27 protein-coding genes are annotated in these 23,649 nt (G+C 58.8%); 6 read left to right on the top strand and 21 right to left on the bottom strand.

All coding sequences use genetic code 11. From position 1 onward, the window contains the following. Window positions 1-67 precede the first annotated feature (67 nt). Entirely contained in the window at window positions 68-1,633 is a 1,566-nt protein-coding gene (locus PVA19_RS18460; protein WP_274103785.1) for a VOC family protein, read from the bottom strand. A 335-nt stretch (window positions 1,634-1,968) separates the two neighbouring features. Here PVA19_RS18460 and PVA19_RS18455 point away from each other — a divergent pair, with 335 nt between their 5' ends. The 3 genes from PVA19_RS18455 (at window position 1,969) to PVA19_RS18445 (ending at window position 4,811) form a co-directional block, all read left to right on the top strand. Next, a complete protein-coding gene (locus PVA19_RS18455) occupies window positions 1,969-2,958 on the top strand; it encodes an ABC transporter substrate-binding protein (protein WP_440598709.1) in 990 nt (329 codons plus the stop codon). A gap of 249 nt (window positions 2,959-3,207) precedes the next feature. Continuing rightward, window positions 3,208-3,996: an ABC transporter ATP-binding protein gene (locus PVA19_RS18450; RefSeq protein ID WP_165807482.1), complete on the top strand. Its 789-nt coding sequence runs from the start codon at window positions 3,208-3,210 to the stop codon at window positions 3,994-3,996. Next, a complete protein-coding gene (locus PVA19_RS18445) occupies window positions 3,993-4,811 on the top strand; it encodes an ABC transporter permease (RefSeq protein ID WP_062437994.1) in 819 nt (272 codons plus the stop codon). Before PVA19_RS18450 ends, PVA19_RS18445 begins: the two co-directional genes overlap by 4 nt. A 39-nt stretch (window positions 4,812-4,850) precedes the next feature. Here PVA19_RS18445 and PVA19_RS18440 read toward each other — a convergent pair whose 3' ends face one another. The 10 genes from PVA19_RS18440 to PVA19_RS18395 form a co-directional block, all read right to left on the bottom strand. Beyond that, the gene (locus PVA19_RS18440; protein ID WP_274103783.1) at window positions 4,851-5,792 is read right to left on the bottom strand and encodes a bifunctional helix-turn-helix transcriptional regulator/GNAT family N-acetyltransferase; all 942 of its coding nucleotides are present in this window, start codon (window positions 5,790-5,792) and stop codon (window positions 4,851-4,853) included. Window positions 5,793-5,856: 64 nt separating this feature from the next. Further along, entirely contained in the window at window positions 5,857-6,693 is an 837-nt protein-coding gene (locus PVA19_RS18435) for a mechanosensitive ion channel family protein (RefSeq protein WP_112359583.1), read from the bottom strand. Window positions 6,694-6,758: 65 nt separating this feature from the next. Beyond that, complete coding sequence (locus PVA19_RS18430) at window positions 6,759-7,289, bottom strand: tyrosine phosphatase family protein (RefSeq protein ID WP_112359584.1); 531 nt, start codon at window positions 7,287-7,289, stop codon at window positions 6,759-6,761. After that, a complete protein-coding gene (locus PVA19_RS18425) occupies window positions 7,286-7,897 on the bottom strand; it encodes an HD domain-containing protein (RefSeq protein ID WP_112359585.1) in 612 nt (203 codons plus the stop codon). Before PVA19_RS18425 ends, PVA19_RS18430 begins: the two co-directional genes overlap by 4 nt. A 3-nt stretch (window positions 7,898-7,900) precedes the next feature. Next, window positions 7,901-8,749 carry a CAF17-like 4Fe-4S cluster assembly/insertion protein YgfZ gene (gene ygfZ / locus PVA19_RS18420; protein ID WP_274103782.1) on the bottom strand — a complete coding sequence of 283 codons (849 nt, stop codon included), beginning with the start codon at window positions 8,747-8,749 and terminating at the stop codon, window positions 7,901-7,903. A 191-nt stretch (window positions 8,750-8,940) separates the two neighbouring features. Beyond that, window positions 8,941-9,690: a hypothetical protein gene (locus PVA19_RS18415; protein WP_274103781.1), complete on the bottom strand. Its 750-nt coding sequence runs from the start codon at window positions 9,688-9,690 to the stop codon at window positions 8,941-8,943. Between the two features lie 14 nt (window positions 9,691-9,704). Beyond that, on the bottom strand, window positions 9,705-9,962 hold the full coding sequence (locus PVA19_RS18410; protein ID WP_062425653.1) for a hypothetical protein: 258 nt from the start codon (window positions 9,960-9,962) through the stop codon (window positions 9,705-9,707). Between the two features lie 105 nt (window positions 9,963-10,067). Further along, window positions 10,068-10,493: a TIGR02301 family protein gene (locus PVA19_RS18405; RefSeq protein WP_274103780.1), complete on the bottom strand. Its 426-nt coding sequence runs from the start codon at window positions 10,491-10,493 to the stop codon at window positions 10,068-10,070. A 58-nt stretch (window positions 10,494-10,551) separates the two neighbouring features. Further along, complete coding sequence (locus PVA19_RS18400; RefSeq protein ID WP_274103779.1) at window positions 10,552-10,974, bottom strand: NUDIX hydrolase; 423 nt, start codon at window positions 10,972-10,974, stop codon at window positions 10,552-10,554. Between the two features lie 36 nt (window positions 10,975-11,010). Next, window positions 11,011-11,691, bottom strand: a complete 681-nt coding sequence (locus PVA19_RS18395; RefSeq protein ID WP_274103778.1) for a glutathione S-transferase family protein — start codon at window positions 11,689-11,691, stop codon at window positions 11,011-11,013. Between the two features lie 148 nt (window positions 11,692-11,839). Here PVA19_RS18395 and PVA19_RS18390 point away from each other — a divergent pair, with 148 nt between their 5' ends. Both PVA19_RS18390 and PVA19_RS18385 read left to right on the top strand, forming a co-directional pair. After that, window positions 11,840-12,163, top strand: a complete 324-nt coding sequence (locus PVA19_RS18390) for a YnfA family protein (RefSeq protein ID WP_274103777.1) — start codon at window positions 11,840-11,842, stop codon at window positions 12,161-12,163. A 4-nt stretch (window positions 12,164-12,167) separates the two neighbouring features. After that, complete coding sequence (locus tag PVA19_RS18385; protein ID WP_274103776.1) at window positions 12,168-12,923, top strand: SOS response-associated peptidase; 756 nt, start codon at window positions 12,168-12,170, stop codon at window positions 12,921-12,923. 113 nt (window positions 12,924-13,036) lie between these two features. Here the strand turns inward: PVA19_RS18385 and PVA19_RS18380 are convergent, their stop codons facing one another. The 5 genes from PVA19_RS18380 to PVA19_RS18360 form a co-directional block, all read right to left on the bottom strand. After that, window positions 13,037-13,171, bottom strand: a complete 135-nt coding sequence (locus PVA19_RS18380; RefSeq protein WP_272865808.1) for a hypothetical protein — start codon at window positions 13,169-13,171, stop codon at window positions 13,037-13,039. A 204-nt stretch (window positions 13,172-13,375) separates the two neighbouring features. Next, window positions 13,376-14,236, bottom strand: a complete 861-nt coding sequence (gene pssA, locus PVA19_RS18375) for a CDP-diacylglycerol--serine O-phosphatidyltransferase (protein ID WP_116494047.1) — start codon at window positions 14,234-14,236, stop codon at window positions 13,376-13,378. A gap of 23 nt (window positions 14,237-14,259) precedes the next feature. Then, window positions 14,260-14,958, bottom strand: a complete 699-nt coding sequence (locus PVA19_RS18370; RefSeq protein ID WP_062437972.1) for a phosphatidylserine decarboxylase — start codon at window positions 14,956-14,958, stop codon at window positions 14,260-14,262. A gap of 247 nt (window positions 14,959-15,205) precedes the next feature. Next, the gene (locus tag PVA19_RS18365) at window positions 15,206-17,092 is read right to left on the bottom strand and encodes an ABCB family ABC transporter ATP-binding protein/permease (protein ID WP_274103775.1); all 1,887 of its coding nucleotides are present in this window, start codon (window positions 17,090-17,092) and stop codon (window positions 15,206-15,208) included. A gap of 116 nt (window positions 17,093-17,208) precedes the next feature. After that, window positions 17,209-19,260 (bottom strand): LysM peptidoglycan-binding domain-containing protein, encoded by a 2,052-nt coding sequence (locus PVA19_RS18360; RefSeq protein ID WP_274103774.1) that lies wholly within the window; start codon window positions 19,258-19,260, stop codon window positions 17,209-17,211. 155 nt (window positions 19,261-19,415) lie between these two features. On the opposite strand from PVA19_RS18360, the gene PVA19_RS18355 reads away from it, so the two are divergent. After that, window positions 19,416-20,036: a TIGR00730 family Rossman fold protein gene (locus tag PVA19_RS18355; protein WP_112519243.1), complete on the top strand. Its 621-nt coding sequence runs from the start codon at window positions 19,416-19,418 to the stop codon at window positions 20,034-20,036. 16 nt (window positions 20,037-20,052) lie between these two features. Here PVA19_RS18355 and rarD read toward each other — a convergent pair whose 3' ends face one another. The 5 genes from rarD to PVA19_RS18330 form a co-directional block, all read right to left on the bottom strand. Continuing rightward, window positions 20,053-20,967: an EamA family transporter RarD gene (rarD, locus tag PVA19_RS18350; RefSeq protein WP_112952340.1), complete on the bottom strand. Its 915-nt coding sequence runs from the start codon at window positions 20,965-20,967 to the stop codon at window positions 20,053-20,055. A gap of 241 nt (window positions 20,968-21,208) precedes the next feature. Next, entirely contained in the window at window positions 21,209-22,165 is a 957-nt protein-coding gene (pip, locus tag PVA19_RS18345; RefSeq protein WP_274103773.1) for a prolyl aminopeptidase, read from the bottom strand. Between the two features lie 18 nt (window positions 22,166-22,183). Next, complete coding sequence (locus tag PVA19_RS18340) at window positions 22,184-22,654, bottom strand: GFA family protein (protein WP_062437963.1); 471 nt, start codon at window positions 22,652-22,654, stop codon at window positions 22,184-22,186. Beyond that, window positions 22,654-23,127 carry a GFA family protein gene (locus tag PVA19_RS18335; RefSeq protein WP_274103772.1) on the bottom strand — a complete coding sequence of 158 codons (474 nt, stop codon included), beginning with the start codon at window positions 23,125-23,127 and terminating at the stop codon, window positions 22,654-22,656. The genes PVA19_RS18340 and PVA19_RS18335 overlap by 1 nt, the downstream gene beginning before the upstream one ends. Beyond that, on the bottom strand, window positions 23,124-23,492 hold the full coding sequence (locus PVA19_RS18330; protein WP_274103771.1) for an endonuclease domain-containing protein: 369 nt from the start codon (window positions 23,490-23,492) through the stop codon (window positions 23,124-23,126). Before PVA19_RS18330 ends, PVA19_RS18335 begins: the two co-directional genes overlap by 4 nt. Between the last annotated feature and the right edge of the window lie 157 nt (window positions 23,493-23,649).

Raw genomic sequence — 23,649 nt, 5'->3', positions numbered from 1 at the left:
GCCTTTTATTGCGGCATCTGCAAGCGTCTTGGCGTCTTTTGGTTCCCACCGCGGTCGTTCTAGGCGCCTAATTGGCCGCGTGCGCCGCGATCCATTCCTTGGCCAGTTCGACGTCTTCAAATCCAAGGTCGTGATTGTTCGGCAGAACCCTGACCTCCACCTCGGCGCCGCTGCCTTTCAGAATGTCGGCAAGCGCATGGGCCTTGTCGCGATGGCGATCTGTCTCCCCGGCAGCCAGCAGGAAGTGTTTGGAGGCTAAATCCACGACAGGCCAATGTTCCAGAACCGGCATCGGTCTAAGCAGCAAGGCATCGGCCGCCCAATCGGGATGGAGGGCAAAGAAGGCGGCGAGGAAGTTTGCCCCGTTGGAATGGCCGATGAAGCGCAGCTTGGCGCGATCAATGCCATAAGACTTGGCCGCGCCTTCCATGAATGCGGCGAAGGCTTCGGCTTCAGCAGCAATATCTTTCTGGTCGAAGTTGAGATCGCCAAAGCGCCGGAACCAGCGTGCCACATCTTCTTCCGTGCTCCGGCCGCGAACGCCGAGCAGCGTGGCGTTGGGATTGGCCCGATGTGCCAGTGCCATCAAGCTGGTCTCGCTGCCGCCCGTACCGTGAAGCAGGACAATGGTGCTGCCATCAGGGTCCGCAGGCGTGTGAAAACGATGGATGAAGGGCAGGTCGCGGTAGATGACGCGCTCCTCTCCCGGCATGGAAAATTGCGGCAGCGCCACGCGCACGTCTTCCTCGTCGCGCATGAAAAGCGGCGGAATGAACAGTTCCTCGCCGAGCCTTTCCAGCGGCTCGTCGATGGTCATGCCCGGCGCGTCGGTCGCCATCTCGATCAGCACGCCGCCCGGCTCGCGGACATAGAGCGAGTGAAAATATTTTCGGTCATGCGCATTGGTGGTGGAAGAGTTCAGGGACTTCAGCCGCTTGAGCGTCTCGTCCAGTTCATCCATGTCCTTGGCACGAAAGGCGATGTGGTCCACGGTGCCTGTGCCCGGCGCACTGGACCAGAAGCCCGTTGCATCGCGGACGTCAATAATGTCGCCGGCTTCGGACGACATGCGGCGGATTGCGCCCTGTTTGTCCTGGCGCGCGTAGCCGAAATAGTTGGAGAGGAAGCTTTCGGTCTCTTCCGGTACCTCGCTCAGGACGGTAGCGCCACGAATGCGACGGATGGCGTGTTCCAGCGGAATGCCGGGCGCATCATGCGGCTGGGCTTCAGGAAAGGCGCCGGTGCCGACAAGCTTGATGATGATGCCGTCCGGATCCTTCAACCGGATGACAGGCTCGCCGAACTCCTCCATCGGTCCTTCGGTATGGACGCCCGCCTGCAAGGCGCGCGTGAGCCAGAAGCCGATGCTCGCGGGATCGATGGCCAGAGACACCTCCAGCGTCTGTCCGTAGCCGACGCGCCCCTGTCCGCCATCCTCCCAGACAAGGAAGGTCATCAGTGATCCGGGGGAGGCGGCATAGTCGCCGTAAAGCAGGTGGAGTTGCATGGCGTCTTCGAAGCCGGCTGTTCGCTTGACAAGTCGCAGTCCGAGGAAACCCGCATAGAAATCCACATTTGCCTGAACTTTCCGCGTGATCATGGTGATGTGGTGGATGCCAAGGGCCGATGTCATGCGTCTCTCCGGACTGTCGTTGATGCTGCCATTTTCATCGTCTCGGTGGATTCCGCAATCCATGAGCGGAAGAACGATGTGTTCATATCCTTAGCACTGCCAGTACGACATCTATGTTTCGCCTATTCAATCGGCGAGATGCCTCAAGCCCAAGCCTAAAAAGATTAAAAAATAGTCAGAATAAAATTTGCGCAATTTATAAGCTATTAGTTCTTGCCATTAGGAATGAAATTGGTTTGTATGACGGCAACGACACAAAAAAACCTCCAGAGGAAAATTTCTGAATGTTCACGCGAAGGCTGTTTTCAAAGACAGCGGCTTTAGCCGCTCTATCCATGTTCGCTGGCATCTCCGTCGCACCCATTGCAGCTTTCGCCGATACGCCGATCAAATTCACGCTCGACTGGAAATTCGAAGGCCCGTCCGCAGGCTTTCTGCTCGCGCTCGATAAGGGATATTTCAAGGCCGAGGGCCTGGATGTCACCATCGATAGCGGCAACGGCTCCGTCGAAGCCATTCCACGGGTTGCAACCGGCGCCTACCAGATGGGCTTCGGCGATATCAATTCCATCATGAAGTTTCTCGACGGAGATCCAACGCAGAAGGTGAAGGCCGTTTACATGGTCTATGAGCGGCCGACCTTCGCAGTTGTCGGGCGCAAGTCCTTGGGCGTCACGGAAGACCCGAAGTCGCTGGAAGGCAAGAAGCTTGGCGCACCACCGCCGGATGGCGCCTTCGCCCAGTGGAAGGCGTTCAAGGAAGTCGCCAAGATCGATGATAGCAAGATCACCATCCAGTCCATCGGCTTTCCGGTGCGCGAACCGATGTTGGCAAAGGGTGATGTCGATGCCGTCTTCGGTTTCGCCTTCTCGGTGATCCTGAACCTGAAGGCGCAAGGCATCTCCGACGACGATATCGCCACGATCCTGATGGCAGAGCATGGCTTGAATCTGTATGGCAACGCCGTGCTGGTAAACACTGATTTTGCAAAAGAAAATCCGGAAGCGGTGAAAGGCTTCCTCAAGGCGCTTGCCAAGGGCTTTGCCGATGCCGTCAAGAACCCGGAAGAAGGCGTTGCTGCAGTTCTGAAGCGCAACGAAACGCTGAACCCTGACATCGAATTGCAGCGCCTCAACATGGCAAATTCGATGAACATCAAGACGCCCTACGTGATCGAAAACGGCATGGGTGGCGTCGATCCGGCACGCCTTGCGGCATCCATGGAGACGCTGAAGGTTTCAATCGGCCTCAAGGGCAACGTCAAGGCTGAACAGGTTTTCGACGCAAGCTACCTGCCGCCCAAGGAAGAGCGCATGCTGCCATAACGGCGGCCTGATGCATAGCTTACGCAAAACTGTGCATCGGTTTTGCGATGACGACCGCGATAAACAAGGACCTAAAGCGCGAGCAGCGACTCTGAAAGATCGCGACGCGCTTTAGAATAAGACGACTTAACGTTCGTCATGCTCGGGCGCGCCCCGGAGCATCCATCCATGGGGCCGATCGCTCCATGGAGTTCGTCCCTCGCATGGGCGGCCATCACGCATTTTGAAATATAACAGGAACTTGGAGATATGGCTCATCTGGTGGAAATCGACGGCGTCGACATGCGCTATGGCGGCGCTTCGGGAACGCTCGCCGTTTCGAACCTGGCGCTGACGGTGGATCGCGGAGAATTCGCAGCCGTGGTCGGCCCATCGGGCTGCGGAAAATCGACGCTGATGAAACTCGTGACCGGGCTGCACATTCCCCAGCGTGGCAATGTGATCGTCGGCGGCAAACAGGTGACCGAACCCGTCTCCATCGTCGGCATGGCCTTCCAGAACCCCACCATGCTGCCGTGGCGCACCACGCTTGAAAACATCCTTCTGCCGCTTGAGATCGTCGAGAAGCACCGCCGCAGGCTGCGCGCCCATAAGGCGGAGTATGTCGCCAAAGCCGAACGGCTGCTAGAGATCGTCGGGCTGAAAGGCTTCGGATCGAAGTACCCGTGGCAGCTTTCCGGCGGTATGCAGCAGCGCGCCAATCTTTGCCGCGCGCTCATCCATGAGCCGGAACTTTTGATGTTGGACGAGCCGTTCGGCGCTCTCGATGCCTTCACCCGTGAGGAACTGTGGTGCGTCATCCGCGATCTTCATGCGGTCCAGCGCGTGACGATCATTCTCGTCACCCATGATTTGCGCGAGGCAGTCTTCCTGGCCGACAAGATTTTCGTGATGAGCGCAAGGCCGGGCAGGGTGCTGGCGGAACACCGCGTACCATTCGAGCGGCCGCGCCAACTGTCCCTCATGTATGAAAAAGGCTTCAACGACATGGTTCAGGAACTGCACGGCGAAATCGCTCAGGCGAGGGTAGCGGCATGAGTGCGGTTGTCGAAGGCCAGGTCGTAGCAACGCCACCAAAGCCATTGATCGCCCGCGTCAATTGGGTCAAGGCAGCGCCATGGCTCTATACGCTGGCGCTCTTCGTCGCCTGGGAACTGCTGGTCTATGCGCTGAAGATGCCGCAGACCGTGCTGCCATCACCCACCCGGGTGGGGCAGGCCGTGGTCCAATACTGGTCGCCGATCTGGAAAAACTCGCTGCAGACGCTCTATACGACGACGCTCGGCTTCGCCATTGCGGTGGTCGCGGGCCTTGGCATTGGCCTCTTCATAGGCTGGTCGAAAACCATCTATGCAGGTCTCTATCCATTGATGATCGGCTTCAATGCCATCCCCAAAGTGGCGCTTGTTCCAGTGCTCGTCATCTGGTTCGGCATCGGAACGGTGCCAGCCGTGCTGACGGCCTTTCTGATTTCCTTCTTCCCCATCGTCGTCAATGTCGCGACCGGTCTTGCCACCATCGAGCCGGAAACCGAGGATGTGCTGCGCGCGCTCGGTGCCAAGAAGATGGACATCATGCTGAAAGTCGGCATTCCGCGCTGCATGCCCTATTTCTTCGGCTCACTGAAGATCGCCATCACGCTTGCCTTCGTCGGCTCCGTCGTGTCCGAGACTGTGGCGTCCAACTATGGCCTCGGCAACATGATGAGTTCGGCCCAGAGCCAGTTCAACGTACCACTGGTGTTCGCCGGCCTGCTCATGCTCGCGGTCGAAGGCATCGTCATGTATGCCATCATGGCTTGGGTGGAAAAACGCATGACCGGATGGGCGCACCGCTCCACTATGGGGCAGTGAGGCAGGAAGAGAGAAGAGGCGCGGGCGGGCGGTGTTGGTTTACCGTCCCTCAGGTTTCGCTGGTCTGACGAACCTCTGCTCCAAAACCTTGCTGCCCCATTGCGATCCAGGGCGCTCCTCGGCAAGACTGAAGCTGCGGCTCTCATAGAGATGGCGGGCAGCCTCCAGGCCGGAAAAGGTCCAAAGATGCGTCTCTGTAAAGCTCTGAGCGTCCACAAAGGCGAGAGCGGTGTCGAGAAGCTGTTTTCCAACGCCGCTGCCTCGCGCTGAATCATCGACGATGAACCAGCGCAAATGCGCTTTTCCCGACCCCATATCGTCACCATCGATCGCGATGGAACCAATGATCTGGCCGTCTCGAACGGCCGTCCAGATAGCGTTTTTCGGATTGCCGAGACGATATCCGAATTCGGCCAGACCGGCGGCGACCACAGACTCGAATGCCTGTCCAAAGCCGGCTGTTCTGGCGTAAAAAAGCGCGTGCAATTCAGTGATGCGCGCCATGATCCCGGGCCTGTAGCCCGACTGGATGGAAATGGCGGCAGGCGTGTGTGTCTGGGCCAACGCTTCGCCATAAAGGCGCAAACCGTTCGAGACGATGTGGCGCTGCTCCGGGGTCAGTCGCTCGATTGCAGCTCGCACCTGTTGCCGGGCAAAATGATTGATCTGGCCAACCTGACGTTTTCCGGCGGATGTCAGAGAGAGACGTTTGACCCGATTGTCTGTCTCGCCGGGGTCTTCTGCCACCCAGCCCGCATCGATCAGCTTGCGAAGCATTCTGCTGACGCTCGATTTATCCATATGCAGAGCATCGCCAATGTCACGCGCTGCCACATCGCCTTTATCGATCTCCAGAAGAGCGTGAACGGATGACGGTGACAGGTCGGTACCTGCAAAGCCCCGACCGGTAAAACCAAGCTCCCGCACCATCTTGCGGGAGTGGATACGGATTTCATCAACAATCAGTTCGGATGACGCCATGACAGAAAACCGGGATTAGTTGCAATATGCAACCTTATTCTGATTGTCTGGACAGTGTCAAGGATCAGGGCGTAGGGGTAGATCCCTCTTCCGCCTGGACCTTTGCAGCGCGCTCATCGAAAGCGAGCTTCAATGCCTTCGTCATATCCCGTGTTGTCGCAAACCAGTTTGAGCTCTGCGCCCAATAACGCAATTTGACAGTCGCGCTATCGGCACTGGCTGTATCGACGAAGGTTGCGGGTGCCGGGTCTAGCAGCACGCGGCTGTCACCCCGAGCAATTTGCAGCAGCATGTCCTGCGTCTCGGCAATGCTCTCACCCTTTGGCACCGTCACGCTCAATTCGTGGCGACGGGTTGGGAAACGGCTGTGATTGGTGATTGGCACGTTCCAAAGCGTCGAATTTGGCGCAAGGCGATAGAGGCCGTCGCTGGTCTTGAGCTCAGTAGCAAAGAGACCGATTTCGATGATGCTGCCGGAGACAGCACTCGTTTCGATATACTCGCCGACGCGAAACGGACGAAGGACAAGCAGCATGATGCCAGCTGCGATATTCTGCAACGTGCCCTGCAGTGCCAGACCGATGGCAAGACCTGCGGCACCGAGTGCTGCGAGAATGGAAGCGGTCTGAACGCCGAACTGGCCAAGCACCATGACCATGACCAGAATGAGCACCACATAGCGGATGGCGCCAGCGAAGAAGCCGGCAAGCGTCGCGTCGAAGCCGCGAATGCGGGAAAGACCCTGGAACGCCCAGCGCTGAAGAAATGCCGCGGCCAGCCAGCCAATGATGAGAAGAATGAGTGCGCCGATGACGGAGAAGGAATATTGCACCGCCAAGGCGCTCGCCTGCCTGAGCGCGGCCTGTGATGCCACGATGATATCCGTTGCCTGTTGTTCCATGGATCGTCCCTTGATGATCTTTCCGTTTCAGGATTGGTAACGATGGGTCCCGGCTCGGGTTCCCGCTAAATCGAGCCCATGTCGGTCACCGGCAGGACGAAGGGGACGTTCCCATCGGTATCGGCACCACGGCCGATCGCCTTGATTGCGCTCACCAATCGACCCTTTCGGTCAAGCAGCCTGTCGCCGATTTCGATGATGCGGGCATTGGGCGTGGCATAAGGCGACACGGTTCGAAGCCGCCGTGCAAGCGCCGTTTCATCCTGATCCGGATAGAGCGCAAGTGCGGCAACAACCGCCGCTGCAGGCGACCGGGACACGCCCATCCAGCAATGGATCAGAAGCGGCACGGACTGATCCCATTCCCGGGCAAATTCGATCAGCCGCAGAACATGGGCGTCATCCGGCGCGATCAGCGTATCGTTCCCCTTGAAGGCGATGTCGTTCATCTGAAGCGTCAGATGCCGCTCGGCAGCTATCACGGCTGGGCGATGAAAGGCCTGCTCCTTCGCAATCAGAGTGATCATTTCACGCGCCTTGTGGCGCACGGCCATTTCTCCGATGCGGGAGAGGGGCGAGACGACGATTGCAGTCATGATGAAGCCTTGCGCAGTGCTTCGATGGCCTCGAAGCGTTCGATGAAACGGCGTTGCGCCTCAAGTGCCGGAACCGGATCGATCGCGATCATGTCACGGCTGATGCCGCGCGGCAGGCCGAAGAATTTCTGGGCTTCCGCGAGCGAAAAGCCAGCAAGCTCCGTCGCCTCGAAGAAGGCCGCGACCGTGTCCGCCTTCTTGATGCGGTCTTTCAGCTCTCGTGTGGGGTGAGGCGGCAGCGAAAAGCGCAGGTGGATGGCGGCTTCCAGCCGGGCTTCCACACTCTTGTAGCCGCCGCCGACAACGGATTTGAAAGGAGAGATCATGTCGCCGATCACATATTCCGGCGCATCGTGCAGCAGTGCCATCAGCATATCGTCCGGCGAAGCGGAGGCGTTCAGATGATAGAAAATCGCTTCGACGATGAGACTATGCTGCGCCACAGAGAACGCATGGTCGCCACGCGTCTGCCCGTTCCAACGCGCCACGCGCGCCAGACCATGAGCGATATCGGCAAGTTCGACATCGAGAGGAGAGGGATCGAGAAGGTCGAGACGCCTGCCGGACAGCATGCGTTGCCATGCACGCGGAGCCTTGGAAGGTGCCACCGCTTAATCCTCGGCGCCAGCAAGCGGATCGACGGAAGGAAAGCTCAGGCCGGTCCAGGCCGGCAGAGCGACGGTGACGGTCGTGTCTCCAGCGGTCATCACACTGCCTGATGCCATAGCGTCCGCAACCCGGTCGACACGGATGATGGCAAGGCCTTGGTTGCCGGTGACGGTGCCGAGGGCTCCCATCGGTTTGCCGCCTGCCATGATCTCGTTACCGGAAGGCGGAAGGGCGCTCGCTGCAGAGACAAGGACGACGCGCCGGCGCGCCGTGCCGCGATGTTTCATGCGCGAGACGACTTCCTGTCCGACAAAGCAGCCTTTTCTGAAGGACACACCGTCATTCACATCCATCAGCACATCATGCGGAAAGGCATCCTGAAGCGCGTAGTCGCACCCTGACTCGGCAATTCCGTTGGCGATGCGCAGGGCGTCATAATCAGAAACATCGCCATCGGCGGATTGTCCAGGCACGCGATAGAGCGTTACGCCAGCCTTGGCAAAGCGACCGTCGGTGACACCGTGCTTCGGTGCCTCTTCGTCCCAGTAGACACTGACACCGTCGATGTCTTCGGCTTTGAGATCGACTGCGGCGCGCAGCTTGTACATGGTGAGACGGCGCAGCAGTGCTTCCTGTTGGTCCACACTCGTTTCCAGGCGATAATCCGTCCCGTCGCGCGAAACCAGAAAGTCGAACAGGATCTTCCCCTGCGGAGTCAACAGGGCGCCTGCGCGCGCTTCTGTCGGTCCAAGCAATTCCAGATCTGTCGTGATCAGATTTTGCAGGAAGTCGGACGCGGCTTCGCCGCCGATGCGGATGAAACGACGGGTGGCTAAAAATGCGGAGGACATGGCACTACCGTTCGGCTGGGTTCACCCCACAGCATCGGCTTGAAATCGGGATCGATCTTCGGAAAAGCACGCTGCGTGGCTTTAAAAACTGAGAGCGTCCCCTGTTGGCCCGAAAGCACGAAAAGGGGACGCTCTAGAGTTAGGATTTTTGCTGCGCAAGGGCAAGCGCCTGAGTCTGGTCGGGTGCCCGATCAGTCGCCAGCGCCGAAAAACTTCCACTGTCCGTCGGGTGAGATGCCGATGCGATAGAAGCTGTAATTGCCGTATTCCTGCATGTCCGCCAGATCCCCGGCGGTGATGATGCGTAGCAGGTCCACCTTTTCCGGCTTGGTCAGTGTGGTGAGCGACTTGCCAGCGAAGTAGGGGAAGACATACATCTCGTCCGGCGTGCCGGCATCCACACGGGCGTAGCCGGTGGAGAGCAGGTCGAGGATGATCGCCAGCACTTCCAGGCCTTCCGGATCGCCAGAGAAGCTCTTCAGCGCAGCGATCGGATCGTTTCCTTCGCCGTCAACGCGTGTCTGGTTCGGACCGGCGTTGATCAGTGGGCGCAGCTTTTCGATGTCGCCGGTGGAGGCCGCGTCAATGATCAACTGACGCAGACGACGCACAGGCTCCGGCGCCTTGCTGATATCATGCTCGATCTGTGCGGAAATCTGCGGCGCATCGTTCTGCTCTGGTGCGGCCTGCTGTTGTCCGCCCTGGCGGTTCACCAACGGATCCGGCATCGGAATGCCATCGGGACCCTCGTCGACCTGCGCCGGTTCCGACGCCTTGGGCGCTTCGGATGCCTGGGCCTGTTCGGTCTGGCCGGATGGGCCAGGCTTCAACTCAGAGAGAGCAAAGGCCGAGTGCGGCAGGGCTGTGGCGGAAACCACGACAGAAAAAACAGCAGCAAACGCGGCGGAAGACCGCGCGGTGTCATGACGGAAAAACAGCATCGATAAACTCCCGCTTACTGGATGATCCGCTGCGGGGAAAATTCGCCGGCGAGCATGCGCTGGCGCAGTGATTCGAGCATGGCCTCTGCGCCGGCTTCGCCATGCATGCGAATGGTTTCGCGCATGGCCAAGGCAATAGCGGCATCTGCGATGATCTCCGGCTCGATGCCATCGGCCATACCATCGGCCCAGGCTTCGTTTTGATGTTCCAGAGCGACCTGCATCTTTTCATGCGCGATCATATCGTGGATTTCGTTACGGCTCGTTTGCATATTTCATCCTCGACAGGGCGTTCAAGTCGTTACCACCCTGTTAACAACTCTAACAGTCTTTTATCAAAACGGCACGCCCCACGGCGAAAAGAGGTTAACAATCCTCTAATTTCCGAAGCGGGACGTGATTTCTTGTGCGAGTGTTGCGCCTTCGTTACGGTATTTCTCTTCTGCCAAGAGTGCGGCAGGCGTGCAACTGGTATGGACGGCGGCAAAGGTGCGATATCCGCGGTTGAATGCGGCGGTCATTCGCTGCTTGCGCTGCGGCTCGTTTGCCGTATCCGCCGCCAGAATATCGCCCATCGCCTTGCGCCATTCCTGCGGCCCCGTGGAGGGGCAGAGCGTGCGCAGATATTGCACCGCACCCAGAATTTCCGACAGCCGCGCCAGCTTGTCGTCATAGGGCGCTGGCTTGCTTTCCTGAGGTGGCGGGGCAGGAGGCTGCGGCGGTTTTTGGCTGGCAGCATAGGAGGAAACGGGCATGGCCACGCTCACCAACAGTGCTGACAAAAAACAAATCCGTCGACCCATGACTTTACGCGCAACCCAATATCGACTCGTGACACACCTCGTCCAGATAGCTGTGATTCTACTGTTCATGCAACTGGCCTAAAAGGCGCTCGGCGCATTCGACGACAGTTTCGGGTGCGGGAAGGCGGCGTATTTCCTCCAGTGTAAACCACCCGGCATCGGCCGCATCGTCCGCAGCAAGGGCCGCAGCCTGCTCATCCGCTTCCACCAGGAATACCGAGAGCAGGAAGTGGCTCGTCAGCTGCCCCGCGCTGTCGCGCGACGGCAGATCATAGGTGGCGAAAAGCTTTGGATGACGGGCGACGATACCGGTCTCCTCCTGCAACTCGCGAAGGGCAGTATCCGCCGGTGTCTCGCCAGGCTCGCCGCGGCCGCCCGGAAAGGCGAACATATCCTGCGATGGGGGGTTGATACGACGCACCAGCAACAATCGGTCGCCACGCTTGATGATGGCGGAAGATGCGGGCTGGGGACGAAGCATGCGGTTTCCTTCAAGAATCTGCATCTTATTATGCAGTCAACCTTGCAGGAAACGTGGCGGCATCGTCTCCCGATAGGGAAAATACTGAAAATAAGGCCGCGCCTCATCAATGACCCGCTTGACGGAGAGCCGCGAAACCAGCCGCTCGAAGTAGTCATGGGTGTTTCCAAGGTCATCGTTGAACGGATGAACGATCGACCCGTAGAAGAGCGCCGGGACGGCTGCGCAATCCGCCATCGAAAACGTCGTGCTCGCAACCCATTGGCGGCCTGCGAGGTGTTGCTCGAGAACGCCGTAGGCCTTGTCGATGGTCGCATGCGCCTCTAACACGCCATGCGGGTCAAGAGAACCTTCGGGACGCAGACGTTCCCCAACAATACGTTGCATAGGCTGGTGGATGTAGAGGTCGAAAAACCGGTCCCAGAGCCGCACCTGGAGCTGTTTGTCCGCATCTTGCGGGAGGAGGCCGCAATCACTCGGATAATGGGTATCGATATACTCGATGATGATGCTGCTTTCCGGCAGCGTTACGTTGGATTTCATATCCTGCAGCACCGGCATCTTCCCCATCGGCGATTTCTCGAAGAACGCCGCTCTTGAATCAGAATTGGAGAAATCGACGATAACCGACTCAAAAGATGTGCCGTTTTCGTAAAGCGCCACAAGCACCTTGTGGCAGAAGGACGAGAGGGGATGCATATAGAGCTTCAGGGTCATGTAACCTCTTCTTGAGGTGAAGGAAACTGTGGCTGGATGCTCGGAAGGCTTAAGGAGAATGCACGAAGGTCGTGGTTTTCGCTATGATGCGCCGACGGATTCGAACAGTCCACCGTGATATTGCCGGAAGCAGGTGCAGGAAACAGGCATGAAACTCACCCTCGTTTACGCAATGGCAGCGCTTGCTGAAATTGCCGGCTGCTTCGCCTTTTGGGTGTGGCTGCGCATGGGCAAATCGGTGGCGTGGTTGATACCTGGGATGGTGTCGCTTGCGGCCTTCGCCTGGCTTTTGACGCTTGTGCCGACAGAGGCCGCCGGTCGGGCCTATGCTGCCTATGGCGGGATTTATATCGCGGCGTCTTTGCTATGGCTTTGGATCGTGGAACGTCATGCGCCGGATCGCTGGGATCTGGCGGGCGGCGTGGTTTGCCTGGCTGGCGCCTCGCTCATTCTGTTTGCGCCGAGAGGATAAGCTTATGTGCGGTCGCTTCGTTTTGAAGGCCACGCCGGAAGAGATTGCCGACCATCTCGACCTGATAGGGCTGGAGGACTTTCCGCCGCGTTTCAACATCGCACCGACGCAGCCGATCCTCATCATCGTCGAGGGTGAACGGCAGGAGTTGGGAAGCAATCTGCCCAACCGTCAGGCCATGCTCGTGCGCTGGGGCTTTATGCCGGGTTGGGTGAAAGACCCCAAGACCTTCCCGCTTCTGATCAATGCCCGCTCCGAAACAGCCATCGGCAAGGCCTCCTTCCGCGCTGCCATGCGCCACCGCCGCATCCTCATCCCGGCAAGCGGATTTTACGAATGGAAGCGACCGGCCAAAGAAGATGGCGGGAAGCCGCAGGCCTATTACATCAGACCAAGGCGCGGCGGCATTGTCGCCTTTGCCGGATTGATGGAAACATGGTCCTCTGCCGATGGATCGGAAGTCGACACGGGCGCGATCCTCACCACTGCCGCCAACGCGGCGATGTCGCGTGTCCATGACCGGATGCCGGTGGTGATTGCGCCGGAGGATTTCAGCCGCTGGCTGGATTGCAAGACGCAGGAGCCACGCCAGGTTTCGAGCCTGATGCGGGCAGCGGATGAGGACTTCTTCGAAATGATCCCGGTGTCGGATAAAGTGAACAAGGTCGCCAATGTCGGTCCTGATCTCATCGCACCGGTAGAGGAGGCGGCACCTCTTGCTCCGGTGAAGGAGAAGAGCGGGCAACTGTCGTTGTTTTAACGACGGACCCGCTTATTGCAGATGGCGTCCTGACGTCGAAAATGAAAATGGCGCCCAAAAGCGCCACTTGCAAAGTCGGCAGGCCCCACATTGCCTGCTTAACATGAACGAGATCAGGCAGTCTTTGCCTGCTTGGGTTTGCGCGCCACCATCATGGCGGCAGCTGCCACAGCCTTTAGGCCGAGCGGCTGATAGTGCGCCTTCAAATCCGGCTTTGCCGGCATCTCGATTTTCTTCGTTTCAGTCATTCCACCCTCCGCAGATCGCTCGTCAGGCCTGTGATTCGTCGGCCTTTCTGACAAGCTCTCTCGGGGTCAATCGTGACGAATTCGAGGCGGATTCACTCAATTGAAAATTGCAGACTGCGACATTTCGTGTTCGGGATGGCCTGAAAATAGACACACGTTAAACCAGCCGTTGTCACGACAGGAATGATCCCGTTTCGTCAAAAATCAGATGCCGCGGTCGAGACCGTCGCCGCTGTCACCATGGTCATGCTCTTCGATCGTCAACGTTCCATAGCGCTTGTGCCAGATACGAGCACTGAAGGGCAGGAAGGTCAAATAAGCCAGAACCGTGAGGATCAGGACTTCCCAGGTGAAGCTCATCAAGAGCGCCACATAGAGCACCACGATCAAAATGGCTGGAAGCACGAGATCGCGGCGGATACGGCTTTCCGATTTACCCGACCAGACGGGCAGGCGGCTGATCAGCAGATAACCGATCAGCACCGTGTAGGCGGCAGCGATGTGAGCGAATGTCCTGCTCGGCTCGACGCCGATGAAACCGATATAGACGGGAAGCAGTACCAGCATCGCACCCATGGGTGCGGGGACGCCGACAAAAAACTCGTTCTGCCAGGGCGCCTTGACCTCGCGCTCGATCATCACATTGAAGCGCGCCAGGCGCAGCCCGGCGGCGATGACGTAGATGAGGGCTGCAATCCAGCCAAGCGAGCGGGCCTGATCAAGGAGATAGGCGTAGACGACGAGGGCAGGGGCAACGCCGAAATTGACGATATCGGCCAGCGAGTCCATCTGCGCGCCGAACTTGGACGTCGCCTTCATCATGCGTGCCAGGCGTCCGTCGATGCCATCGAGGAAGGCGGCGAGCAGCACCATGGCAACTGCGAGCTCGAAGCGGCCCTCGAAGGCAAGGCGAACGCCGCTGAGGCCAGCGCAGATCGCAAGCACGGTGACAAGGTTTGGGATGACGAGACGAAGTGGAATTTCGCGAAGCCTCGGGCCTCGCCCACTATCCTGACTGACCTCGTGCTTACCGTTGATGCCTGGCTGTGGCGCTGGCTCGTCCATCGAACGCTCTCCCTGATGTGTCATCAGCCGCGGCGGCTGATGACGGCTCCCTTGGCAGAGCCGAATTCGGCGAGAACGGTTTCACCGGCAATCGCCGTCTGACCGACGGACACCCGCGGAGAGAAACCTTCCGGCAGGAAAATATCAAGGCGAGAACCGAAACGAATGAGACCGAAGCGCTCACCGGCATCGACCGGTTCGTTCGGCTTGACCCAGCAGACGATGCGACGCGCGACCATGCCGGCAATCTGCACGACGCCGACGCGGCCATGCGCGGTTTCAATCACGAGACCGTTGCGCTCATTGTCCTCGGATGCCTTGTCGAGATCGGCATTGAGGAAGAGGCCCGGGCGATAGGCGACATTGACGATGCGTCCACGCACCGGCGAGCGGTTCACGTGGCAGTTGAACACGTTCATGAACACCGAAACGCGCACCATCGGCTCTTTGCCGAGTTCCAGTTCCAGTGGCGGAACCACAGTCTGGATCGCCGATACCGTGCCATCGGCCGGGCTGATGATCAGCTCATCATCCTGAGGCGTGACGCGTTCAGGATCGCGGAAGAAGTAGGCGCACCAGGCGGTCAGAACCATGCCGATCCAGAACAGAGGTTCGGCGATCCAGCCGAGCACCAGCGATGCCACGAAGAAGGCGGCGACAAAAATGTAGCCTTCCTTGTGGATCGGAACGAGGGTGTTACGAATGGTATCGAACAGGTTCATTGGTCTTTCTTCTCCGAAGTTTCTTTACCGGCCTTTGCGATATGCGCCACGAAGGGCGCTCCCACTGGGACCTCGATTTGCCTGCACGCCCGAGGGCGAAAACTTGGCTCGTTCCTGCAAGACATGCACCATATAGTCGTTTCTCGACAATATTCACGTCTCAAGGCGACAAAACACGCATAGGTGACTACAGGCAAACCGCGTCACGAGCAATGGTGCGCAGCGGCTGGGCCGGTTTATACCGAGGTCAATGCGCGGGTTCGCCGCGATCCACGACGCCAAGATCGTCCTTCTCGCGAACTTCCCGCAGCCGTTCCTCGGCCTGGATCGCTTCGCGCTGACGGCTCCACATCGAGGCGTAGAGACCACCGGCCAGCATCAGGGACGAGTGGGTGCCCCGCTCGGCGATGTTTCCATCCTTCAGAACGATGATCTCATCTGCACCGATGACGGTGGAGAGGCGGTGAGCGATCACCAGCGTGGTACGGTTTTGCGAGACCACATCCAGCGCGCTTTGAATTTCCTGTTCCGTATGGGTATCGAGCGCCGATGTCGCCTCGTCGAGGATGAGGATGGGCGGAGCCTTCAGAATGGTGCGAGCAATCGCAACACGCTGTTTCTCGCCGCCGGAAAGCTTCAGGCCGCGCTCGCCGACCATGGTCTGAAAGCCGTCGGGCAACTTGCTGATGAAGCCGCTGATCTGCGCCGCATTGGCGGCAGCCGTGACATCGGCGTCGGGTGCGTCGGGCCGGCCGTAGCGAATGTTGTAGGCCAGCGTGTCGTTGAACAGCACCGTGTCCTGCGGGACCATGCCGACCACCGCGCGAAGGCTCTTCTGCGTCACGTCGCGAATGTCCTGGCCATCAACGGTGATCGAACCGCCTTGGATATCGTAGAAGCGATAGAGCAGGCGAGAGATCGTCGATTTGCCCGCTCCGGACGGTCCGACGATCGCGATCGTCTTACCCGCCGGCACATCGAAGGAGATGCCCTTGAGGATCGGACGCTCGGGATCGTAGGAAAACTGCACGTCCTTAAAGCTGACAGCGCCCGCACCGATTTGGAGCGGCTTGGCATCCGGTGCATCCACCACTTCAGCCTCGACTTCCAGAAGATCGAACATTTGCTCGATATCCGTCAGCCCCTGGCGGATTTCGCGATAGACGAAGCCAATGAAGTTGAGCGGCACGGAAAGCTGGAGAAGAAGCGCGTTGATGAAGACGAAGTCGCCGATGGTCTGTTCGCCGCGCTGAACCGCAAGCGCCGACATCACCATCATGACGAGCGAACCGAGGCCGAAGATCACACCCTGGCCGAAGTTGAGCCAGCCGAGCGACGTCCAAATGGCGACGGCGGATTTCTCATAGCGCGCCATGGAGGCATCGAAGCGCTGGGCTTCCATGCCCTCATTGCCGAAATATTTTACCGTTTCGAAGTTGAGAAGCGAGTCAATCGCCTTGGTGTTGGCGTCGGTATCGCTATCATTCATCGACCGGCGGATGGAAATGCGCCAATTGCTGGCTTTGACCGTAAACCAGATATAGGCCCAGACGGTCACGACGGTGACGAAGACATACCAGAAGCCGTAGGACACCCAGAAAATCGCCGCCGTCAGCAGGAATTCGATGAATGTCGGGGCGGTGTTGAGGATGGTGAAACGGACGATGGTTTCGATGCCCTTCGTGCCACGCTCGATGATGCGCGAAAGGCCGCCCGTCTTGCGCTCGAGATGAAAGCGCAGCGATAGCTGGTGCATGTGCACGAATGTCTTGTAGGCAAGCTGGCGCACCGCGTGCTGACCAACGCTGGCAAAGAGTGAATCCCGAAGCTGGTTGAAGCCGATCTGGATGATGCGGGTGATGTTATAGGCGATGACCAGCGCAACCGCACCCAGCAGGAAGACGGGCAGCAGCCCTGCCATATCGACCTTGCCATTCAGTGCATCGGTCGCCCATTTGAAGAAATAGGGAACGGAGATCAGCACCAGCTTGGCAACGAGCAGGAAGAAGGTTGCCCAGACCACCCGCATCTTCAGATCGGGTCTGCCCTCCGGCCACATATAGGGCCACAGGTTGACAATGGTCTGCATCGGATTGCTGGAATCCGCTGAAATCGTCTTCTTCTTGTCGGCCATGCTCTGCTCCGGCGTCTGCCGGGATGCAGACAGCAAGACGGCGGCCCTGATGAGCCGCCGTTGTCTAAATTAGATAGTACCCTCACAGGGCATTTGCAATGCCTTGGGTCCTATTCCTACCGCGTCTTCAACCGGTTGCGGTGGATCTCTTCAGCATTTGGCAGCGCGTTTTCCGGCACGTCGAAAATCTGGCCTGGCTCGATCAGATCCGGGTTCTGGATTTGCTGCTGATTGGCAAGGTAGATGGTGGTGTAACGCACGCCCTGACCATAGACGCGGCGCGAAATCTGCCACAGCGTATCGCCGCGACGAATGATCACCGCGCTGTCGCTATGCGCAAGCGGCGCCTGTTCGAAGGTCTTTGTGCCGGACGCATCGGTAGCCGGAGTGCCAGCATTCGCCGGCGCAGATGTTGTAGGGGCTGCTGCATTTAGCTCCTCAAAACGAGCTGTGAGGCCTGAAATTGCCTTACCGACAGCCGCGACATCGCTTGGCAGCGCTTCAACGAGCGAGAGTAGGGAACGCGCCTTGTGAGAGATGCCGGCAACGAATGCGGTAAAGGCCGGGTCGGCAGAAGCCGCAGTGCGAAACTCCGAAAGCGAGCGGAGCGCGATAACCGTTGCAGACTTTGCCGCCGCGACCTCGTCCAGCGTCGGTGTCCTGCCTTCCTTAAAGAGACCGGACAGGATACCAAAGGCCTTCGACACTTCCGTGCGCAGCGCTTCGAACGCAGCCTGATCGGTGACCGCGGCCGGAGCCTTGCCGGATGCCGTCGCGTTCTGCTGGGCGGCAGGTGCGCCGGATGGCTGCATGGCAACCGTGGCCTGATCCGTCTCCGGGCGGGAGAACGGTACGCGCACACGCACCGTCACCTTGCCGGACGCATCGAGCGCTTCCGCCGTGATGATGTGGCTGCCGACCGAAAGCTGGATGTCGCCTTCAACAACAAAGCTGCCGGAGGCTTCTGCCTTGCTTTCGCCAACACGGGTATCGTCCACCAGGGCGCGGATCGTCGTGCCCGCGGGCGCAGAGCCGGCGATATAAATTTTCGAGCCATCGAACTCGACGGCGGTGACGCGCACGGACGCAGTTTCAGGTGCGGCATTGGCCGGCGCTGCATTGCCGCTCTGCGCGGCGTTCGCAGGCGTTTGTGTGCCGTCTGCGGCCGGTGGTGTGACCTGCGCTTGCAGGGCAGGCGGAGCGGCTTCCGGCATGGTCAGAACGCGGCTGGCCTTGCCAGGCGTCGTGACCATGGCAAGCAGATCGCCGTTCTTCTGGGCGGGGACCGATACGGTCGCCACTTCACTGGACTCGGAGACTTTGCCGTCCTTTCCGGTTGCGCGCAGCACCAGTTCATGGTCGCCGGGGGGGAGTGGATTGTCGAGAACGGCTGCGAAATCGCCGCTGCCCTCAACCGGTGTCTTGGCGATAACCTCACCCTTGTTGACGATTTCAAGCTGCGAACCCGGTTGCGCCTTGCCGGCAATCACCGCCGAACCATCCGGCTCGACGCGCAAAACGTCGAATGTCGGAAGCTGGGCCGCATCGCCCGTGGTTGCCGGTGCCGATGGTGTTGCGGGCTGTGCAGGCGTCTGGGCCTGCTGAGGGGCGGCGGCAGGCACCTCTGTCCGAGGAGCGCCATCATCCGTGCCGGCGAACACGCCAGCAAGACGGCGGACTTGAGCTGCGGCCGCTGCGGCATCTGTCGGCAAGCTGCGAAGATAGGCCGTGGTCCGCTCGGCTGCCGTACGCGCAGTCGTGATCAGACGCGAGGTGGTTTCATCAAGCGATTCCGGAATGTCGATGTTTTCCAACTCGCGAAGCGAGTCTTCGACCTGCTTGCGGGCGGCAGCAAACTCTTCATTGGATGGCACCTTGCTGTCGGCAAAGAGGTTGCTCATGTCCTTGATGGACTTGTTGGCGGATTCCGCCAGGCGGCCAACCTTTTCGGCAATATTGGTCGTGTCCTTGGCGGCATCCGACAGAAGATCGCCCGCCTTTTCACTGCCCATCTCAACGCTGTTCTTGACGGCATTGCTGGCTTCGTTGATGGCGTCACCGATCGGCTTGTCATCACCGGACATGCGAGGAAGAACGAAGAAGACCATGAGCAGCGTGGCAATGCCGAGCACGACAAGCGCCAACAATCCAGCTCTTTTATTTTTCATTATGTGTCTCCAGATCATTCTTCGCAATATTATCGTGGATTGCTAGCGTTTTAGCGCTTTTCATACAAGCGTCACCTCCGCCAAAGCGCCGCGTTTGTCGTGTCTTCCCCCAAAATTTCTTGACGGAATCGACCCTGCGTAGTTCGGTGCCGGCTATGACACATGAAAACCATTCGATTCGATCCATCTGCGTCTATTGCGGCTCTCAGCCGGGGCGCGATCCCGCCTATATGGAAGCAGGCCGCAACCTTGGGAAATCCCTTGCCGAAAACGGCATTCGCCTCGTCTATGGTGGCGGCACCAAGGGCATCATGGGTGCGGTCGCGAGCGGCGTTCTATCAAGCGGCGGCGAAGTAACGGGCATCATACCCGAGTTTCTCGTGGATATGGAAGCGACACGCCATTCTCTTGGCCAATTGAACGAACTTGTGATCACCAAGGACATGCATGAGCGCAAGCACATGATGTTCGAGCGCGCGGATGCCTTCGTCACTTTGCCCGGCGGTATCGGCACCGTGGAAGAGATCGTCGAGATCATGACCTGGGCGCAGCTTGGTCGTCACGCCAAGCCCATGGTTTTTGCCAATATCAACGGTTTCTGGGACCCTATGCTGGAGCTGATCCGCCATATGCGCGACCAGGGCTTCATCCACCGCGCTCATTTGCTAAACCCGCTAGTGATCGACCGGATCGACGATATCGTACCAGCCATCATCGAGCGTGCCGTGTCACAGCAAAATCCGGAAGGCGACCCTTCGGTGATTGCGAAGCTTTAAAGCTTAAAGCTGCCGGTCATCCGGCAGCTCTGCCTTTCATCAGGCTCGGTAGGGTATAGACCGCCAGTGCCGCCCAGATCATCGTAAAGGCGATCATGCGCACCATGTCGAAGGGTTCCTTGAAGACGAAAACCGCGATGACGAAGATCATCGATGGTGCGATATACTGCATGATGCCGATGGTGGAGAGCTTCAAGAGCTTGGCGCCATTGCCATAGAAGATCAGAGGAACGGCGGTGATGAGTCCGCTTGCCGCCAGAAGCCAGCTATCCTGGGCTGTGCCCGTGAAAAAATGTCCTTCCCCGGTGAAGGCCAGATAGACGATGAAGGCAAGAGCGGGGGGAGTCAGCAGCAGTACCTCCAAGAGGAAGCCCTGTGTCGGCCCGATCGGCAGCGTCTTGCGGAAGAAGGCGTAAAAGCCCCAGGATACGGTCAGCGCGAGCGCCACCCACGGCAGGCCACCGGCGTTCCATGTCAAAAGCGCCACGGCAATCGCAACCAGCGAAATGGCTGCGATCTGCATGCGACTGAGCTTCTCCTTCAGGATCAAGGCGCCGAGAAGAATGCTGAAGAGCGGATTGATGAAGTAGCCGAGCGCTGCATCCAGCGCATGACCCGAGCCAATAGCCCAGATGTAGATGCCCCAGTTGACGCTGATCAGCGATGCGGTGAGGCAGGCCATGGCGAGCATGCGAGGCGTGGTCAGCGCCTGACGGATTTCGGCGGTTCGACCGAGAACGATCAGCACGATGGCTGCAATCGGCACCGACCAGACGACGCGGTGAACGATGACCTCGAGCGGCGAGATATGCGCCACGGCCTTCATGTAGAAGGGCAGGAAACCCCACAGAAGATAGGCCGTCAGTGCGTAGACGAAGCCACGGACGCTATCGCCCGCCTGGGGAGCCTGAATGGTGGGGTTCATTGCCATGGGAATACTGCCAATATGATCGGGGTCTCTTCGCAGTATTCCCCTTTGGCGTGATGTACCAATTCATTTCCGTGAAGCTTTGGTTAGAAAAGCTGCAAATGCTCAAACAGTAAGCCTATGCGAGATGAATCAGTCTGCGAGGTGATCGCCGTAAGAAGCTGAAACACCTCCGAATTTTGCTCAATTTTATCGCCGTCGCGTGACGCTCAAGGCTGAACATCAAGCGACGGCAGGGCTGGTCTCACTTTCCAGCGAAGCGATCTGTTGCCCGGATGAGTTGATCGAGAATACCGGGCTCGGTCATCGCGTGACCTGCGGCTTCGATGATGTGGAGGTCGGCCTTCGGCCACGCCTTGGACAAGTCCCACGCCGTCTTTGCCGGGCAGGGCATATCATAGCGACCGTGCACTATGACGCCCGGAATGTCTTTCAGCTTGTAGGCATCGCGCAGCAACTGTCCGTCGTCGAGCCAGCCGGCATTGACGAAGAAGTGGGTTTCGATGCGGGCAAAGGCGATGGCGTAGTGATCTTCGCCGAATTGATCCACGCGTGCCGGATCGGTCACCAGCGCGATCGTCGCACCTTCCCATTGGCTCCACGCCTTGGCACATTCCAGCTTCTTCTTTTCGTCCGTACCAGTGAGATAGCGATAATAGCTCGCCATCATCTGCCCGCGATCCGCCTCGGGGATAGGCGCGATAAAGGTTTCCCAGCGCTCGGGATACATTTCCGAAACGCCAAACTGGTAGTACCAGTCCAGTTCCCGCTTGGTCAGCAGATAGATGCCGCGCACGATCAACTCGCTGACATGCTCGGGATGGGTCTCGGCATAGGCGAGTGCAAGCGTCGAACCCCAGGAGCCACCGAAGACCTGCCATTTGTCATAGCCGAATTTCTGGCGCAGCTTATCGATGTCCGCGACCAGGTGCCAGGTTGTATTGGCTTCGAGGCTCGCATGCGGCGTCGAGCGTCCGCAGCCGCGCTGGTCGAACAACACCACGTCATAGAGAGCGGGATCGAAGACGCGGCGCTGCGTCGGGTTGACGCCACCGCCTGGGCCACCATGCAGGAAGACCGCAGGCTTGCCGCCTTTGGTGCCGACGCGCTCCCAGTAAATCGTGTGGCCATCGCCGACATCGAGAAAGCCGGTCTCATAGGGTTCGATCTCCGGATAGAGGCCACGCAGTATTTCAGTCATGGAATTCAGTCCTTGATGCTATGCCTTGTTTGCTTCGTCTTCGGGCGGCCAGACCGCGGTGTCGTGGTCTGGATGCTGATAGGATATGATCGTGCTTTCGTCGACGCTCTGCTTGATCTCCGGCTTGTCGAACAGCGCCTTGATCCATGGCATCTGCATATGCGCATTGACCTGCACCTGTGGCTCGATCTGATCGGGATGATCGAAGGCGCCAATGGCGATCTCGACGCCCCCCGGATAATGATAGGTCAGCGGTGTGCCGCACTTGTTGCAGAAGCCGCGATGGATCTTGGTGGAGGAGCGAAAAAGGCTGGGCTGGCCGCGGGTCCATGTGAGGTGCGCCTGATCAGCCGTGACGAGCGCGCCGAAGAAATTGCCGAAATGCTTCTGGCACATGCGGCAATGGCAAATCGACGGCCGGCCAAGCTTGCCCGCATGAAAGCGAACTGCCCCGCACTGGCACCCACCTGAATATCCTGCCTCGCTCATCAACCCTTCTCCTCTGGCCACTCCACCGTGTCGTGATCCGGATGCTGATAGGATACAAGGCCGGCGATGAAACTTGCAGACGTCAAATCCGCCTCGGTTTCTTCTTCCGGAAGAGTGTGAAGATGATCGACAAAGCCGATCTTGTTCTCGACGCCCCATTGGATGACGGGCGGTAGCGCCGCTGGATCATCGAAGGCACCCGCCGCAATCGCCATACCATCCGGCGCCTCATAGGTCAGCGGCGTCCCGCAGTCAGCACAAAAACCCCGCCTCACATGGTTGGAGGATTGGAACCGCTTCGGCTCACCGCGCGTCCATTCAAACTTTGCGCCTCGCACGGACACGAGTGGCGCATAATACGCTCCAAACGCCTTCTGGCACATGCGACAATGGCAGATCGAACTATCCTTCAAAATGCCTTCTGCTCGAAACCGTATCGCGCCGCATTGGCATCCGCCGGTGTGAGTGGTCATGATGGCTCCTTTGGTATCGATCGCAGGATGTTGAGGCAGACATCGTCTATCTGGTGGAGGACGTCATCGTTCCAGAAGCGGATGATGGTCCAGCCGTTTTGCTGGAGAGTTTCGGTTCTCTGCTGGTCATAATGAATTACCGCGTCATCGGCGTGCTGCGAGCCGTCGATCTCGATGATGAGTTTGTGCTCAGGGCATGCGAAATCGACGATGTAGCCGAGGATGGGTAGTTGTCTTCTGAAGCCGAGGCCGTCCAGCCTGTGAGCGCGCAGGCAGTTCCAGAGTTTTAACTCCGCATCCGTCAGCGCCTTTCGCATGCGCCGGGCATGTGTGCGGTGCTGTGGCTTGACGTCGTGGTGCGGCATGGGTGGCTCGTTGCGCTGAGAGTAACGAGAGGGTGGTGCAGTGGTCGAGAAAGATCAACAGAGAGCTGGAAATTTCTCGTAGCGCGAAGCGAGGCACCCCCCTCTGTCCTGCCGGACATCTCCCCCTCAAGGGGGGAGATCAGCTAGGCGCGACGTC

It is taken from the genome of Agrobacterium sp. CNPSo 3708 (assembly GCF_028674915.1).
Lineage (GTDB): Bacteria > Pseudomonadota > Alphaproteobacteria > Rhizobiales > Rhizobiaceae > Agrobacterium > Agrobacterium cavarae.
The sequence above is the reverse complement of the archived record's forward strand: the minus strand, read 5'-3'. Positions and strand labels throughout refer to the sequence as shown.